11 protein-coding genes and 1 pseudogene are annotated in these 13,722 nt (G+C 76.6%); 4 read left to right on the top strand and 8 right to left on the bottom strand.

Translation table 11 applies throughout. The features are described from left to right. Positions 1-190: 190 nt before the first annotated feature. Positions 191-1,207: a zinc-dependent alcohol dehydrogenase family protein gene (locus tag ACFOWE_RS13205; protein WP_377287568.1), complete on the top strand. Its 1,017-nt coding sequence runs from the start codon at positions 191-193 to the stop codon at positions 1,205-1,207. Positions 1,208-1,280: 73 nt separating this feature from the next. On the opposite strand, the gene ACFOWE_RS13200 is transcribed toward ACFOWE_RS13205, so the two are convergent. The 4 genes from ACFOWE_RS13200 to ACFOWE_RS13185 all read right to left on the bottom strand — a co-directional run bounded on the left by ACFOWE_RS13200 (position 1,281) and on the right by ACFOWE_RS13185 (position 7,824). Then, entirely contained in the window at positions 1,281-2,141 is an 861-nt protein-coding gene (locus tag ACFOWE_RS13200) for a universal stress protein (protein ID WP_377287567.1), read from the bottom strand. Positions 2,142-2,255: 114 nt separating this feature from the next. After that, the gene (fdhF, locus tag ACFOWE_RS13195) at positions 2,256-5,030 is read right to left on the bottom strand and encodes a formate dehydrogenase subunit alpha (protein ID WP_377287566.1); all 2,775 of its coding nucleotides are present in this window, start codon (positions 5,028-5,030) and stop codon (positions 2,256-2,258) included. Further along, complete coding sequence (locus tag ACFOWE_RS13190; RefSeq protein WP_377287565.1) at positions 5,027-6,787, bottom strand: NADH-ubiquinone oxidoreductase-F iron-sulfur binding region domain-containing protein; 1,761 nt, start codon at positions 6,785-6,787, stop codon at positions 5,027-5,029. Before ACFOWE_RS13190 ends, fdhF begins: the two co-directional genes overlap by 4 nt. Positions 6,788-6,966: 179 nt before the next feature. Continuing rightward, the gene (locus tag ACFOWE_RS13185; protein WP_377287564.1) at positions 6,967-7,824 is read right to left on the bottom strand and encodes a universal stress protein; all 858 of its coding nucleotides are present in this window, start codon (positions 7,822-7,824) and stop codon (positions 6,967-6,969) included. A 176-nt stretch (positions 7,825-8,000) separates the two neighbouring features. On the opposite strand from ACFOWE_RS13185, the gene ACFOWE_RS13180 reads away from it, so the two are divergent. Together ACFOWE_RS13180 and ACFOWE_RS13175 are read left to right on the top strand one after the other, a co-directional pair. Continuing rightward, positions 8,001-8,777, top strand: coding sequence for an HAD family hydrolase (locus ACFOWE_RS13180; RefSeq protein WP_377287563.1), 777 nt, complete (start codon positions 8,001-8,003; stop codon positions 8,775-8,777). Beyond that, positions 8,774-10,897 carry a glycoside hydrolase family 65 protein gene (locus ACFOWE_RS13175; protein ID WP_377287562.1) on the top strand — a complete coding sequence of 708 codons (2,124 nt, stop codon included), beginning with the start codon at positions 8,774-8,776 and terminating at the stop codon, positions 10,895-10,897. The genes ACFOWE_RS13180 and ACFOWE_RS13175 overlap by 4 nt, the downstream gene beginning before the upstream one ends. 38 nt (positions 10,898-10,935) lie before the next feature. On the opposite strand, the pseudogene ACFOWE_RS13170 reads toward ACFOWE_RS13175, so the two are convergent. Together ACFOWE_RS13170 and ACFOWE_RS13165 are read right to left on the bottom strand one after the other, a co-directional pair. Beyond that, positions 10,936-11,109 (bottom strand): annotated as a pseudogene (locus tag ACFOWE_RS13170) (fructose 1,6-bisphosphatase); the annotation flags it as partial. A gap of 86 nt (positions 11,110-11,195) precedes the next feature. Continuing rightward, on the bottom strand, positions 11,196-11,615 hold the full coding sequence (locus ACFOWE_RS13165) for an Hsp20/alpha crystallin family protein (RefSeq protein ID WP_377287561.1): 420 nt from the start codon (positions 11,613-11,615) through the stop codon (positions 11,196-11,198). Between the two features lie 156 nt (positions 11,616-11,771). Between ACFOWE_RS13165 and ACFOWE_RS13160 the strand changes: the two genes are divergently transcribed. After that, a complete protein-coding gene (locus tag ACFOWE_RS13160) occupies positions 11,772-12,206 on the top strand; it encodes an OsmC family protein (protein ID WP_377287560.1) in 435 nt (144 codons plus the stop codon). A gap of 19 nt (positions 12,207-12,225) precedes the next feature. Here ACFOWE_RS13160 and ACFOWE_RS13155 read toward each other — a convergent pair whose 3' ends face one another. Both ACFOWE_RS13155 and ACFOWE_RS13150 read right to left on the bottom strand, forming a co-directional pair. Further along, on the bottom strand, positions 12,226-12,447 hold the full coding sequence (locus ACFOWE_RS13155; protein ID WP_377287559.1) for a DUF1918 domain-containing protein: 222 nt from the start codon (positions 12,445-12,447) through the stop codon (positions 12,226-12,228). Between the two features lie 79 nt (positions 12,448-12,526). After that, on the bottom strand, positions 12,527-13,722 hold a 1,196-nt coding region (locus ACFOWE_RS13150), incomplete at its 5' end, for an HAD-IC family P-type ATPase (RefSeq protein ID WP_377287558.1).

The raw sequence follows: 13,722 nt of genomic DNA, 5'->3' as shown, positions 1-13,722 counted from the left end.
ACCGCCCGGCCGTCCTGAGGTCCCCGCCCGCCGGGACCTTCGGCCCTGCCCGCCGGCCGGGGAACACACCGGGGAGCGGGACGGGCGGCGTCCCGGGAGACTCGGGGCACCCGCCGGGAGCACGGGCAGGACGCCCGGAACACGCGCCCCGGAGCCGAGGACGGCCCGGACGGCGTGTGACCATGGGCGCATGGCGGAGACGATGACGGCCTGGGTGGTGCGCCGGCCCGGCCCCATGACCGGCCGGCCCCTGGAGCGGGTGCGGCTCCCGGTGCCCGAGCCGGCGCCCGGCGAGGTGCTGGTCAAGGTCGAGGCGTGCGCGGTCTGCCGCACCGACCTGCACCTGGCCGAGGGCGACCTGGCTCCGAGACGCCCGGGCACCGTCCCCGGGCACGAGGTGGTGGGCAGGGTGGTGGCCCGCGGCCCCGGAGCGGACCTGCTCGCACCCGGCGACCGGGTGGGGGTCGCGTGGCTCCGCTCCACCTGCGGCAGGTGCCGCCACTGCCTGCGCGGCGCCGAGAACCTCTGCCCGGACTCGCGCTACACCGGCTGGGACGCCGACGGCGGCTACGCCGAGTACCTGACCGCGCCGCAGGACTTCGTCCACCCGCTGCCGGAGGACCGGCCCGCCGAGGAGCTGGCCCCGCTGCTGTGCGCGGGCATCATCGGCTACCGGGCGCTGCTCCGCGCCGAGCTGCCGCCGGGCGGGCGGCTGGGCGTCTACGGGTTCGGCGCCTCGGCCCACCTCACCGCCCAGGTCGCCCTCGCCCGGGGCGCCACGGTGCACGTGCTGACCCGGGCCGCCTCGGCCCGGCGACTCGCCCTGGAGCTGGGGGCCGCCTCGGCGGGGGACGCCTACGACGCCCCTCCCGAGCCGCTGGACGCCGCCATCCTGTTCGCCCCGGTCGGCGACCTGGTCCCGGTCGCGCTGGCCGCGCTGGACGCCGGCGGCACGCTGGCGGTGGCCGGGATCCACCTCACCGACGTCCCGCCGCTGAACTACGACGAGCACCTGTTCCGCGAGCGGACCCTGCGCAGCGTCACGGCCAACACGCGCGCGGACGCCCGCGCCCTGCTGGCGCACGCCGCCCGCCACCCGCTGCGGGTCGCCACCACCCGCTACGGGCTGGACCAGGCGGACCGGGCCCTGGCCGACCTGGCCGCCGACCGCGTCACGGGCGCCGCCGTACTGCACGTCGGGGGCTGAGTCCCCGGAGACCCGGAGAGGCGTCCGACGGCCGGAGGCGGGCGTTTCGGCGGCCCGCCCCCGGTGGACCGGGTCAGCCCGCCTGCCGCCGCGGCGGGACGATGACCAGCGGGCAGGCCGCGTGGTGCAGCAGGGAGTGGCTCACCGAGCCCAGCAGCAGGCCGGTCAGGTCGCCGCGCCCGCGCGAGCCCACGACGAGCAGGTCCGCCTCGGTGGAGGCCTCCTTCAGCACGTCCACCGGGTGCCCGTGCGTCACCTCCTCGACGACCTTGACGTCGGGATGGCGTTCGCGGCGGCCCGCCAGGCTCTCGGCCAGCACCCGCTGCTCCTCCCCTTCGGCCACCTCCGCGGGCGCCAGCAGCCGGGGCGCCCCCTCGATGACGGGCCCGCTCCAGGCGTGCACGGCGTGCAGCTCCGCGCCGCGCAGGGAGGCCTCGGCGAAGGCGAGCTCGACGGCCTCGGCTCCGCCGGGGGAGCCGTCCACGCCGACCACCACGCGCCCGCCCCGCTCGGCGGGGAGGGAGCGCACCACGGCCACCGGGCAGGCGGTGTGCCCGGCCACGCCCAGCGCGACCGAGCCGAGCAGCATCCCGCGGAAGCCGCCCAGGCCGTGGCTGCCCACCACCAGCAGCTCCGCCTCCTCGGCGGCCTCGATCAGGGCGAGGCGGGGATCACCCGGCAGGATCCGGGACTCCACCTCTACCGGGCGGTCCTCCTGGCGGGCCCGCTCCACTCCCTGCTCCAGCATCTCGGCGGCGCCGTTCCGCATCCACGTGCCGACGCCCGCGTGCGGCGCGTCCTCGGCCATCTCGTAGGCCCACGCCGGCATGACGTGCACGATGCGCAGCCCTGTCTTACGCAGCTCGGCCTCCCGCACGGCCCAGCCCACCGCGTCCAGTCCGGCCCGCGACCCGTCGACTCCCACCAGGATCATGTCGTCCTCCCTCTCCTTGATCCATCACATCCCAGGACGGCGCGCGCGGGGACGGGCCGGAAGTCCTCCGCCGGTGGGACCTCGGTCCGCCGGGTGTCCGGTCCCCGGTGCCGGTCACCCCTCCCAGGAGGGCGCACCGTACCTCTCCGGCTCGCTGTCGATCAGCAACCGTACTGCGGTGACCTTGTACTCCGGGCAGGAGGTGACCGTGTCCGCGTTGGCGGAGGTGAGGGTGTTGACCCCGCTGGAGGGGAAGTGGAAGGCGCAGAACAGCTGGCCCGGCGCGGTCTCGTCGCCGACGTGGGCGACCAGCCGGGCCCGGCCGTGCCGGCTCTCCACCGTGACGGGGTCGCCGTCGCGCAGGCCGTACCGGGCGGCGTCGGCGGGGTGCAGGTCGAGCCGGTCGGTGCCGTCGAGCCGGAGGTTGCCGGTGCGCCGGGTCATGCCGCCGGAGTTGTAGTGCGCCCAGCGCCGTCCGGTGACCAGGACCAGCGGGTAGTCGCCGTCCGGCTCCTCGCCCGGCGGCAGATAGGGGCGGGCGGCGAGGCGGGCCCTCCCGCCGGCGGTGGCGAACCGCTCCGTGTACAGCCGGGCCTGACCCGGGCCGTCCGGGTCCGGGACCGGCCAGTGGAGGGCGCCCTCGCGGTCCAGCCGTTCGTGGGAGACGCCCGCGAACAGCGGCGCCACCCTGGCGCACTCGGCCAGCGCCGCCGCCGGGGTCGGGCAGCCCAGGTCGGCGCCGAGGGCCCCGGCGAGAGCGTGCACGATCGCGAAGTCGGCGCGGGCCTCCCCCGGCGGGTCGAGGGCGGGGCGCACCCGCTGGAAGCGGCGGTCGAAGTTGACGAACGTGCCGTCCTTCTCCAGCCAGGACGCGGCCGGGAGCACCACGTCGGCGCGGCGCGCCGTCTCCGACAGGAACAGCTCGTGGCAGACCACGAGCGGGCATGCCTCCAGCGCCTGCGCGACCCGGGTGGCGTCGGGGTCGGTCGCGCAGACGTCCTCGCCGACGATCCACAGCGCCCGCAGCGCGCCCGAGCGGGCGGCGGCGAACATCTCGGGGATGCGCAGGCCCGGCTCCCGCGGGACCTCGCTCCCCCACACCCGGGCGGCCCGCTCCCGCGCCGCCGGGTCGGTCACCTTCTGGTACCCGGGCAGCAGGTCGGGGAGCGCGCCCATGTCGGAGGCGCCCTGGACGTTGTTCTGGCCGCGCAGCGGGTTGACGCCGTACCCGCGGCCGGTGCCGACCGCGCCGCGCAGGATCGCCAGGTTGGCCAGGGCGCGGACCCCGTCGGTGCCGTGCAGGTGCTCGGTGACGCCCAGGCCGTAGAGGATCGCCGGGCGCCCGGCGCGGCCGTACAGGCGGGCGGCGGCCACGACGTCGGCGGCCGGGACCCCGGTGATCGCCTCCACCCGGTCCGGCGGGTAGCCGGCGAGCAGCACGGCCAGCTCCGGCAGGCCGGTGGCGCGCTCCCGCAGGAACCCCTCGTCGGTCAGGCCCTCGGCGAGCAGCACGTGGGCCAGGCCGTGGAAGAGGGCGACGTTGGTGCCGGGCCTGGGCCGCAGGTGCACGTCGGCGTGGCGGGCCAGCCCGACGGCGCGCGGGTCGGCGACGACGAGCCGCGCCCCGCCCAGGACACGGCGGAGCAGGCGTGCGCCGACCACCGGGTGGGCGTCGGCCGGGTTGGCGCCCGCCACCAGCAGGCAGTCGGCCCGCTCGACGTCGTCGAAGGAGTCGGTCCCCCCGGCCAGGCCGAACGCGGCGGTCAGTCCCGCGGCCGAGGGCGAGTGGCAGAGCCGGGAGCAGTTGTCGACGCTGTTGCTCCCGATCACGGTCCGCATGAACTTCTGGACCAGGTAGTTCTCCTCGTTGGTGGCGCGGGCCGAGGAGATCGCCGCCACCGCGCCGGGACCGCCTGCGGCGAGGGCGGCGCGCAGGCCGCGGGCGACGTGGCCGAGCGCCTCGTCCCAGCTCACCGGCTCCAGGCGGCCGTCGCGGCGGAGCAGCGGCCGGGTGAGCCGCTCGGGCGAGGTGCGGAAGGCGTGGGCGAAGCGGCCCTTGACGCAGGCGTGCCCCCGGTTGACCGGGCCGTCGCGGGCGGGCAGGACCGCGACGACGTCCTCCCCCTCGGTCAGGACGTCCAGGGCGCAGCCGACCCCGCAGTAGCCGCAGGTGGTGCGGGTGGTGGTCACCGGCGGACGGGGCCCGGGCGGCAGGCCGGGCTCGCTGAGCGCGCCGGTGGGGCAGGTGTCGACGCAGCCGCCGCACGCGACGCAGTCGGAGTCGATCCAGGCGCCGCCGGTGCCCGGCGCGACCACGGTGTCCGCGCCCCGGCCGGTCAGGGTGAGGGCGAAGGTGCCCTGCACCTCGGCGCACATGCGCACGCACCGGCCGCAGGCGATGCACAGGTCGCGGTCGAGGCGGACGTAGGGGTGGCTGTCGTCGCGGCCCCGCCCGCCGGCGCCCCGCGCGGTCTGCGGCCCGACGCCCAGCGCGTGGCAGGTCCGGGCCAGCTCGGAGCCGTGCGCGCCGCCGTCGAGGGCGCGGGGCGGCAGGACCGAGACGATCAGTTCCACGGCCTCGCGGCGCAGCTCCCGCAGCCCTGCGGCGCCGGTCGTGATCCGGACGCCGTCGGCGGCCGGGGTCACGCACGCGGCCACGACCTTCCCGTCCGCCTCCACCAGGCAGGTACGGCAGGAGCCCGCCGGGGTGAGGCGGTCGTCGTGGCAGAGGGCGGGCAGCCCGGCCCCGGCGGCGCGGACCGCGTCCAGCAGCGTGCCGCCCGCGGCCACCCGGACGGCGACGCCGTCGACCTCGGCCAGGGCCGCCCCGGGACGGCCCCCGCCGGTCCGGCCGAGGTCCGGGCCCTTCCCGGGCCGCGGACGGCTCACCGGTCCCACCCCGCGAGGCGGTCGCCGTAGGCGCGGACCAGGCTGCGCACCGCGGCGGGCACCCGCCGCCCGAAGGCGCACAGGCTCGCCCCGTCCATCACCCGCAGCAGCCGCGCGTACTCCCGGCCTGCGGCGCCGTCCGGCCCTCCGGCCCCGGCGGAGGCCGTGATCTCCAGGCCGCGGCGGGAGCCGACCCGGCAGGGGGAGCAGGCCCCGCAGCTCTCCGCGGCGGCGAACTCCCACACGTGCCGCAGTACCTCCTCTGGGCGCAGGCTCCGGTCGAAGGCGACCAGGCCGGCATGGCCGAGGGCCGCGCCCCGCTCCGCCAGCGCGGCCCCGGTCAGCGGCACGTCCAGCCGGTCGGCGGCCAGGAAGCCGCCCAGCGGCCCGCCGACCTGCACGACGTCGAGTTCGGAGCCCTCCTTCAGGCCGCCGCCCAGCTCGGTGACGATCCGCAGCACCGGCGTGCCGAGCTCGACCTCATAGCAGCCGGGCCGGGCGAACCGCTCCGAGAGGCAGACCAGCTTCGTGCCGGTCTCGGCGCCGGTGCCCCGGCGGGCGTAGGCGGCTCCGCCGTACCGCACGATCCAGGGCACGGCGGCCAGCGTCTCGACGTTGTTGACCACCGTCGGGGCGTCCCACAGGCCCTGCCGCGTCGGGTACGGCGGGCGGGGCCGTGCACAGCCGCGCCCGCCTTCCAGGGAGGCGACGAGGGCGGTCTCCTCCCCCGCGACGTAGGAGCCGGCTCCCTCGACGACCTCGACGTCCAGGTCCGTCCCGCTGCCGTGCACGGACCGGCCCAGGTGCCCGCCGGCGTACGCCTCCCGGAGCGCGGCGCGCATGCGCTCCAGCGCCCGCGGGTACTCCGAGCGGACCAGGACCACGGCCCGGCGGGCCCCGCAGGCGTAGCAGGCCAGCGCCAGGCCCTCCAGCACCCGCTCCGGGTCGGCCTCCATCAGCAGCCTGTCGGCGTAGGAGCCGGGGTCGCCCTCGTCGCCGTTGGCGACGACCACGGTGCGGGGCGAGCCGCCCGCGGCGGCCCACTTGGCGGCGACCGGGAAGCCCGCGCCGCCGCGCCCGCGCAGCCCGGAGGCGGCCACCTCGGCGCGGACCCGCTCCGGCGTGCCGCCGGCCACGGTCTCGGGCCAGACCCGCCACGGGCCGCAGGCGCCGGTGACCCCGGCGAGCACGACCGGGTCACCGGTGGCGTCGGCGGCCGGGACCGGCGGATCCCGCGGCGGCACGCGGCCGGTGAGCTGGCCCGCGACGTCCGGGCCGGTGCGCGGGGCGTCCCCGTCGAGGCAGGCGGGACCCGCGTAGCAGTAGCCGAGGCAGCGGACGGCCTGCAGGGACACCCCGCCGTCCGGGCTCACCCCGCCGGCGGCGACGCCGAGCGCCCGCTCGACCTCGGGCAGGTGCCGGCCCGCCCGGGCGGCGAAGCAGGCCGCGGCGGTGCAGACCCGGACGTGGCGGTCGCCGTGCCCGGCGGCGAGGACGGCGTAGAAGGTCGCCGGTCCGAGCCCGGCCGCCGCGGGCAGGCCCAGTGCCGCGGCGACGCCGGGCGCCCAGGTCTCCGGGCCTCCGGGCACGCCTCCGGTGACGCCCCGAGCGCCGTCCCGGGTTCCGTCCCGGGCGCCCCCGGCCGTGCCGGGCTCGCCCCGCGCCGCCCTGGCCAGGGCCTCGGCCAGCTCGACGCCGGGGCGCCCGCGCCGGTCCGCCAGGGCGCGGAACGCGTCGGAACGGCCACTCGTGTCCACGGTCCTCTGCATTCCCCGCCCGGCACCGCGGTCTGCGGCACCGGGCGGTCCCGTGGGGCGAACTTGACCACGCCGTCACCTCCCGAGCCTCAGCCTCGTCCCTGCCGCGCACCGGACCTGCTCCGCGGGCTCCCGGCGGGGCACCACCGCAGGCCGGGGCCCTCGCCGGCGGGCACTGCTCACCGGACGACCGCGACGGGGCAGTGCGCGTGGTGGAGCACGCCGCGGCTGACCGATCCCAGGAGCAGCGAGCCGACGGCGCTCAGCCCCCGGGCCCCCACGACGAGCAACTCGGCCCCGCCGGAGGCGTCCACCAGCGCGGGAACCGGATCGGCGTGTCTGAGGTCCTCCCTCACCTCGACATCGGGGAACCGTTCCCGCCAGGCGGCGATCCGCTCCGCGACCGGGCGGCACCGAGCGCGCGCGGACTCGTCCGCGGCCGGGCCGGCGCCGCGGACGGGACCGGCCATCAGGTCCTGCGGTTCCCTCCAGGCGTGCACCGCGCGCAGTGGGCAGCCGCGCGCCCGGGCCTGCTCGAAGGCGAACGCCAGGGCGGGCTCGCAGCCGGCGGAGCCGTCCGCCCCCACGACGACCTCGCGGCAGGAGCCGGCGGGCTCCGGGCGGACGACCACCACGGCGCCGGGCGCGTGACCCGCCGTCCGCACGGGCACCGAGCCCAGCAGGGCTCCGGCGCACCCGTCCCGGCCCCGGCAGCCGACCACCAGCTCGGCCGCCGCCGCGGCCTCCTCGCTCAGGACCTCGCCCGGCGCCCCCTCCGCCAGCACGGTCGCCACGGCGACGTCCGGCGCGCACTCCCCGGCGGTCCTGGCCGCGTGATCGAGCATCCGTTCCCCGGCGTAAGCGCGGGGGTCCACCTTGCCGGCGGCCGGAGTCCCGTACGGCCGCCGATCCACCACGTGGACGATGCGGACCGGCAGACCCCGCCGGGCGGCGTCGCGGACCGCCCAGCGCACTGCCACTGCGGCAAGATCCGATCCATCCGTCCCGACAACGATAGGTTTTTCCGTTATATCCATAAGGTCCCCTTTTTTATGGGATCCCGTCCGGCAGGCCGCCGCAAGGCCGTATCCCGAAACGGGAAGGGCCCTTTACCGGCCGGGTGGCGCCGCGGACGGAAGCGGCCGTCAGAGCCGATGGACCCTGGCCGCGATGACCGGTGGGCCCGTAGCGTGCAAGGAGAAGGGGGTAGGCGATGGCATTCTCCGCCGAGGTGGACCTCACCCGGATCACGGCGGTGGTCTTCGACACCGACGGGGTCGTCACCGACACCGCCCGGGTGCACGCCGCCGCCTGGAAGCGGGTGTTCGACGCGTTCCTGCGCGAACGCGCCGCCCGGTACGGCGAGCCGCTGCGCCCCTTCGACGCCGCCGAGGACTACCTGCGCCACGTCGACGGCAGGTCCCGCGCCGACGGCGTGCGGGCCTTCCTGTCCTCCCGGGGCATCCACCCCGGCCCGGAGACCGTGCGCGAGCTGGCCGCCCGCAAGGACGCCCGCTTCCTGGCCGAGATCCGCGCCCGCGGCGTGACGGCGTTCCCCTCCACCGCGGAGCTCGCACGCGAGCTGCGGCGCCGGGGCGTGCGCACGGCCGCCGTCTCGGCGAGCCGCAACTGCGCGGAGGTGCTGCGGGCGGCCGGGGTCGACGGCCTGTTCGACGTACGGGTCGACGGCGTGGACACCGCCCGGCTGGGCCTGCCCGGCAAGCCCGATCCCGCCCTGTTCGAGGAGGCCGCCCGCAGGCTCGGCGCGGCGCCGGCCGAGACGGCCGTGGTGGAGGACGCGCTCGCCGGGGTGGAGGCCGGGCGGCGGGGCGGCTTCGGCCTCGTCGTCGGCGTCGACCGGCACGGCCGGGACGGCTCCCCGCTGGCCGCGGGCGCCGACCTCGTCGTGGCCGACCTGGCGGATCTCCGGCTCCTCGGACCCGCGGCTCCTGCGGAGAACAGGCCTACGACCCGGCAGGAGACGACGTGAACCCCTGGCTCCTGGCCTACGACGGCTTCGACCCCGCGCAGGAGGGGCTGAGGGAGGCGCTGACGACGCTCGGCAACGGCTACCTCGCCACCCGCGGCGCCGCCGCCGAGGCCCGCGCCGACGGGGTCTGCTATCCGGGCACCTACCTCGCCGGCTGCTACGACCGGCTGACCTCGCAGGTGGCGGGCCGCCCGGTGGGCAACGAGGACCTCGTCAACGCGCCGAACTGGCTGCCGCTGACCTTCCGCACCCCCGGTGGCGAGTGGTTCGCCCCGGGCCGCGACGCCGAGATCCTGGCCTGGCACCGGCGGCTGGACATGCTCCACGGGACCCTGACCTGGGTGGTGCGGGTGCGCGACCGCGCCGGCCGTACCACCTGCCTGGAGCAGCGCCGCCTGGTCTCGATGGACGACCCGCACCTGGCCGCCCTGCACGTCACGATCACGCCCGAGGACTGGAGCGGGCCGCTGGAGGTCCGCTCCGCGCTCGACGGGCGTGTCGTCAACGCCGGGGTCGCCCGCTACCGGGACCTGGAGCGCCGCCACCTGGTCCCGCTCGCCGCGCACGCGGCGGACGGCGTGGCCGAGGTGCTGGTGCGCACCGTCACCTCCCGGGTGGAGATCGCGCTCGCCGCGCGGACCACGGTGGCGGGCGCCCGGCACCGCGCGCACGCCGAGGAGGGCTGGGCCGGATGCGACCTGGCGGTGGAGGCGAGGGCCGGCGAGGCGGTCCACGTGGAGAAGGTCGTGGCCGTGCACACCTCCCGGGACCGCGCCATCACCTCGGCGGCGGAGGCGGCCCGGACCGCCGTCACGCGGGCGGCGGGCTTCGAGGAGCTGCTGACGCGGCACGCCCGCGCCTGGGAGCGCCTCTGGTCACGGGCGCACGTCGCCTCCGAGGACGACGAGGTGCAGCAGATCCTCAACCTGTACGCGTTCCACCTGCTGCAGACGGCCTCCCCGCACGTGACGGAGCTCGACGCCGGGCTGCCCGCCCGGGGCCTGCACGGCGAGGCGTACCGGGGACACGTCTTCTGGGACGAGCTGTTCGTCTTCCCCTACCTGGCACCCCGCTTCCCGGAGATCACCGAGGCGCTGCTGCGGTACCGGTGGCGGCGCCTGCCCGAGGCGCGCTGGGCCGCCCGGAGCGCCGGCCTCGCCGGAGCGATGTTCCCCTGGCAGAGCGGGAGCGACGGCCGCGAGGAAACCCCCGCCCTGCACTTCAATCCCCGCTCGGGCCGCTGGCTGCCCGACAACTCGCACCTGCAGCGCCACGTCGGGCTCGCCGTCGCCGTCAACGTCTGGCAGCACTACCTGGCGACGAAGGACACCGCCTTCCTGGCGGGCTACGGCGGGGAGCTGCTGCTGGAGGTCGCCCGCTTCTTCGCCTCGCTCGCGGTCTTCGAGAACGGCCGGTACTCCATCCGGGGGGTGATGGGGCCCGACGAGTACCACGACGGCTACCCCGGCCGGACCGAGCCCGGCCTGGACGACAACGCCTACACCAACGTCATGACCGCGTGGCTGATGCGCCGCGTCCTGGAGGCGGCCGACCTCGCGGGCGCGGTGGGCCCCGAGGGCATGACCGCCCAGGAGGCCGAGCGCTTCGCCGGCATGGCCTCCCGGATGCGGGTGTGCTTCCACGACGGGGTGATCAGCCAGTTCGAGGGGTACGGCGGGCTCGCGGAGCTCGACTGGGAGCGGTACCGGCGCGTCTACGGCGACATCCGGCGGCTGGACCGGATCCTGGAGGCCGAGGGGGACACCCCCAACCGCTACCAGGCCTCCAAACAGGCCGACGTGCTCATGCTGTTCCACCTGCTCGGGCCGGACGGGCTGGCGGAGGTCATGACCGGGCTGGGCTACGGCTGGGACGCCGGGGCGGCGGAGCGGACCGTGGACTACTACCTCGCCCGCACCTGCCACGGCTCCACGCTGAGCGCGATCGTCCACGCCGAGGTGCTGGCGCGCATCCGGCCGGGCGCGTCGGAGCCGTTCCTGGTGGAGGCGCTCAGCAGCGACGTGCGCGACGTGCAGGGCGGCACCACCGCCGAGGGCATCCATCTGGGAGCGATGGCGGGCGTGCTGAGCCTCTTCGAGCCCGCCGAACCCACCGGGTGACCCGGGGCGGGCGCCCGGCCCTGGATCGCGGCCGGCAGGCCGGACTGGCAGCGGACGATCATTACGGGATCGTCCTTGCCGACGTATTTGCCGGCGATCAGCGACAGCCGCTGGGTGCCGGTGGCCGCCGCCTGCTCCTTGAGCGGCTTGGAGTGCACGGTGTGCACGACGTAGCGGGCGGGTGCGCCGATGTACACCAGCAGGCCGTCCATGTCGCCCGGACCTCGCCCCCGCACGAACCGCACGGAGGCGAGACCGGGAGGATGCCTCCGCCGCGCGGCGGGACCCTCGCCCCTCGTCAGGACGGCTTCTCGATCGCGATGCGCCTGCCCTGCCGTTCCCGTTCGGAGATCTTCACGCTGACCTCGAGGATGCCCTTGTCGTAGGTCGCCCTGACATCGCTCTCGTCGGCGCCGGCGGGCAGGGTCACCGAGCGGGTGAACGAGCCGTAGCGGAACTCGCTGCGATGGGCCTCCCGCTCCTCCTCCCGGCGCTCGCCGTGCACGGTCAGCACGCCGCCCTGCATGGTGATCTCGATGTCCTTGTCGGGGTCGACCCCGGGCAGCTCGGCCCGGAGGACGTACCGGTCGTCCCGGACGCACTCCTCGAGCCGGATCGGCTGCCCCGCGCCCGGACGGAGCCCGGCGAAGGGCGCCTCCATCCAGTCGAGGATCTCGGGGAGCAGCCCGCGCGCCTCCGGCCGCATCAGCGAACTCATCGGCACCTCCACATTTTTCGCGGTTTGTACCTTTTGTTCCCTTTATTCCCGTTATCTCTTCGTGCACCCCTTGAGGAAGCCCTCGCGTGCATCCGGGCGGTCCCGGCCGCCGGACCGGCCCTCGGTACGCTGGGAGAACAGGCATAGGGGGCCACCATGTCCGACAATCCCAGCGAGACCCTGCAGGTCGTCTGGCGGGGCGGCAGCCGTTTCGACATCCGGACCCGCCATCACACGGTGCGGGTCGACCAGCCGCCGGACTTCTGCGGGACCGACACCGGTCCCACACCGTGCGAACTGCTCGTCGGAAGCCTAGCGGCGTGCGCGGCGCACGCCGCCGAACGCTACCTGCACCGGTGCGAGCTGCTCGCCGACGTCACCGTGACGGCCCGGTACGAGACGGGCGTCCAGCCGGCGCGCGTCAGCCGGATAGCGTTGACCGTGGAGGCTCCCGGCCTGCCGGAGGGACTGCGGGAGTCCTTCACCCGGGTCATCGAGCACTGCGCGGTCTACAACTCTCTCCGGATCCCGCCCGAGATCACCTTCCAGGTCCTCGTCGTCGACCACGATCACGCCCTGCACGGAGTGTGACGGACGGTGGCCGGGCCGGTCAGCCGTACAGCTCGGCGAACTCCGTCTCCCGCTCCTGTCTGCTCACCACGCGGGCGTCGGGCCCCGGGAACACCAGGGTCTCGTGCTCGGCGTCCATCCAGCGCACCACGTAGGGTGGCGAGCCGTCGGGGTGGCGCAGGCCGACGATCACGCCGACCCTCCGGGACTCGTGGTTGTAGGTGCCCTCGACGACCAGCCGGTCGCCCACCGCCGCCTTCATCGCGTACTCCTTCCGCCGGCCCGCGCCGGCCGTACCGGACGGCGGCCTCCGAGGGCTCACCCGCCCGGCGGGACCGTCCTCACCTTCCATCTTCCGCCCCGTCCCCGGCCGGGTGAAGGGCGGCCCGCCCCTGGGCACGGGGGGAGGTGCCTGTCGTGCGCCTGGCGCGCAGGGCCTTGTGCAGGGCGTCGGCGCCGATGACGGCGGGGATCGCCAGGGCGGCCAGCGCCCAGCCCTCGAGCGGAGGCAGGGAACCGCCCAGCGGGTCAGCCAGGAACGGGAGGCCCAGGAAGGCCAGGAGCATGACCAGCTCGGCCGCGACCGCCCCCAGCAGGAGCCGGTTGCCGGGCCAGGCCAGCCGCCCGGCCCAGCGGGTCTCGCTCCGGCAGGCGAAGGCGTTGGCGAGCTGCCCGAGCACCACCGCGGCGAAGGCGGTGCCGGAGGCGGCGGCCAGCAGCGCCGCCGGCGGCTCGGTGCCGACCGCCCAGCCGCCCAGGGCGAGCACGGCGGTGAACGCGGCCATCTCCACCGTGGCCTGGACGGGCCCGAGCACCCCGAAGACGCGACCCAGCAGGCGCCGGTCGAGCAGCGCCCCGGTGCGGGCGGGCCCCCGCATGGTGCGCGGGTTGGCCGGCTCGGCGCCGAGCGCCAGCGCGGGCAGCAGGTCGGTGCCGATGTCGAGGGCGAGCACCTGCAGCACGCTCAGCGCCAGCGGGATGGTGCCGCCGCTGACCGCCCACGCCAGGAACGGGGTGAGCTCGGCGACGTTGTCGGTCAGGTGGTAGGTGAGGAAGCGGCGGATGTTGGCGTAGGTCGCCCGGCCCAGCTCGACCGCGGTGACGATGGTGGCGAAGTGGTCGTCGAGCAGCACCACGTCGGCGGCCTCGCGGGCCACGTCGGTGCCGGAGGCGCCCATGGCGACGCCGATGTCGGCCTCGCGCAGCGCGGGGCCGTCGTTGACGCCGTCGCCGGTCATCGCGACCACGTGGCCGCGCCCGCGCAGCGCGCGGGCGATGCGCAGCTTGTCCTCCGGCGTCACGCGGGCGACCACCACGCCGTCGCGGTCGAGCAGCTCGCCGAGGGCGGCGTCGGCGGCGGGCAGCTCGGCACCGGTGAGCACGAGCACGTCCGGGTCGAGCAGCCCGACGACGGCCGCGATCGCCCGCGCGGTGCCGGGGTGGTCGCCGGTGACCATGGCCAGCCTGATCCCGGCGCGGCGGCAGGTGGCGATCGCCTCGGCGACGTCGTCGCGGGGCGGGTCCTCCAGGCCGACCA

It is taken from the genome of Planomonospora corallina (assembly GCF_042650625.1).
Classification (GTDB): domain Bacteria; phylum Actinomycetota; class Actinomycetes; order Streptosporangiales; family Streptosporangiaceae; genus Planomonospora_B; species Planomonospora_B corallina.
Note: the sequence above shows the minus strand (reverse complement) of the source record. Positions and strands in the feature narration are given on the sequence as shown.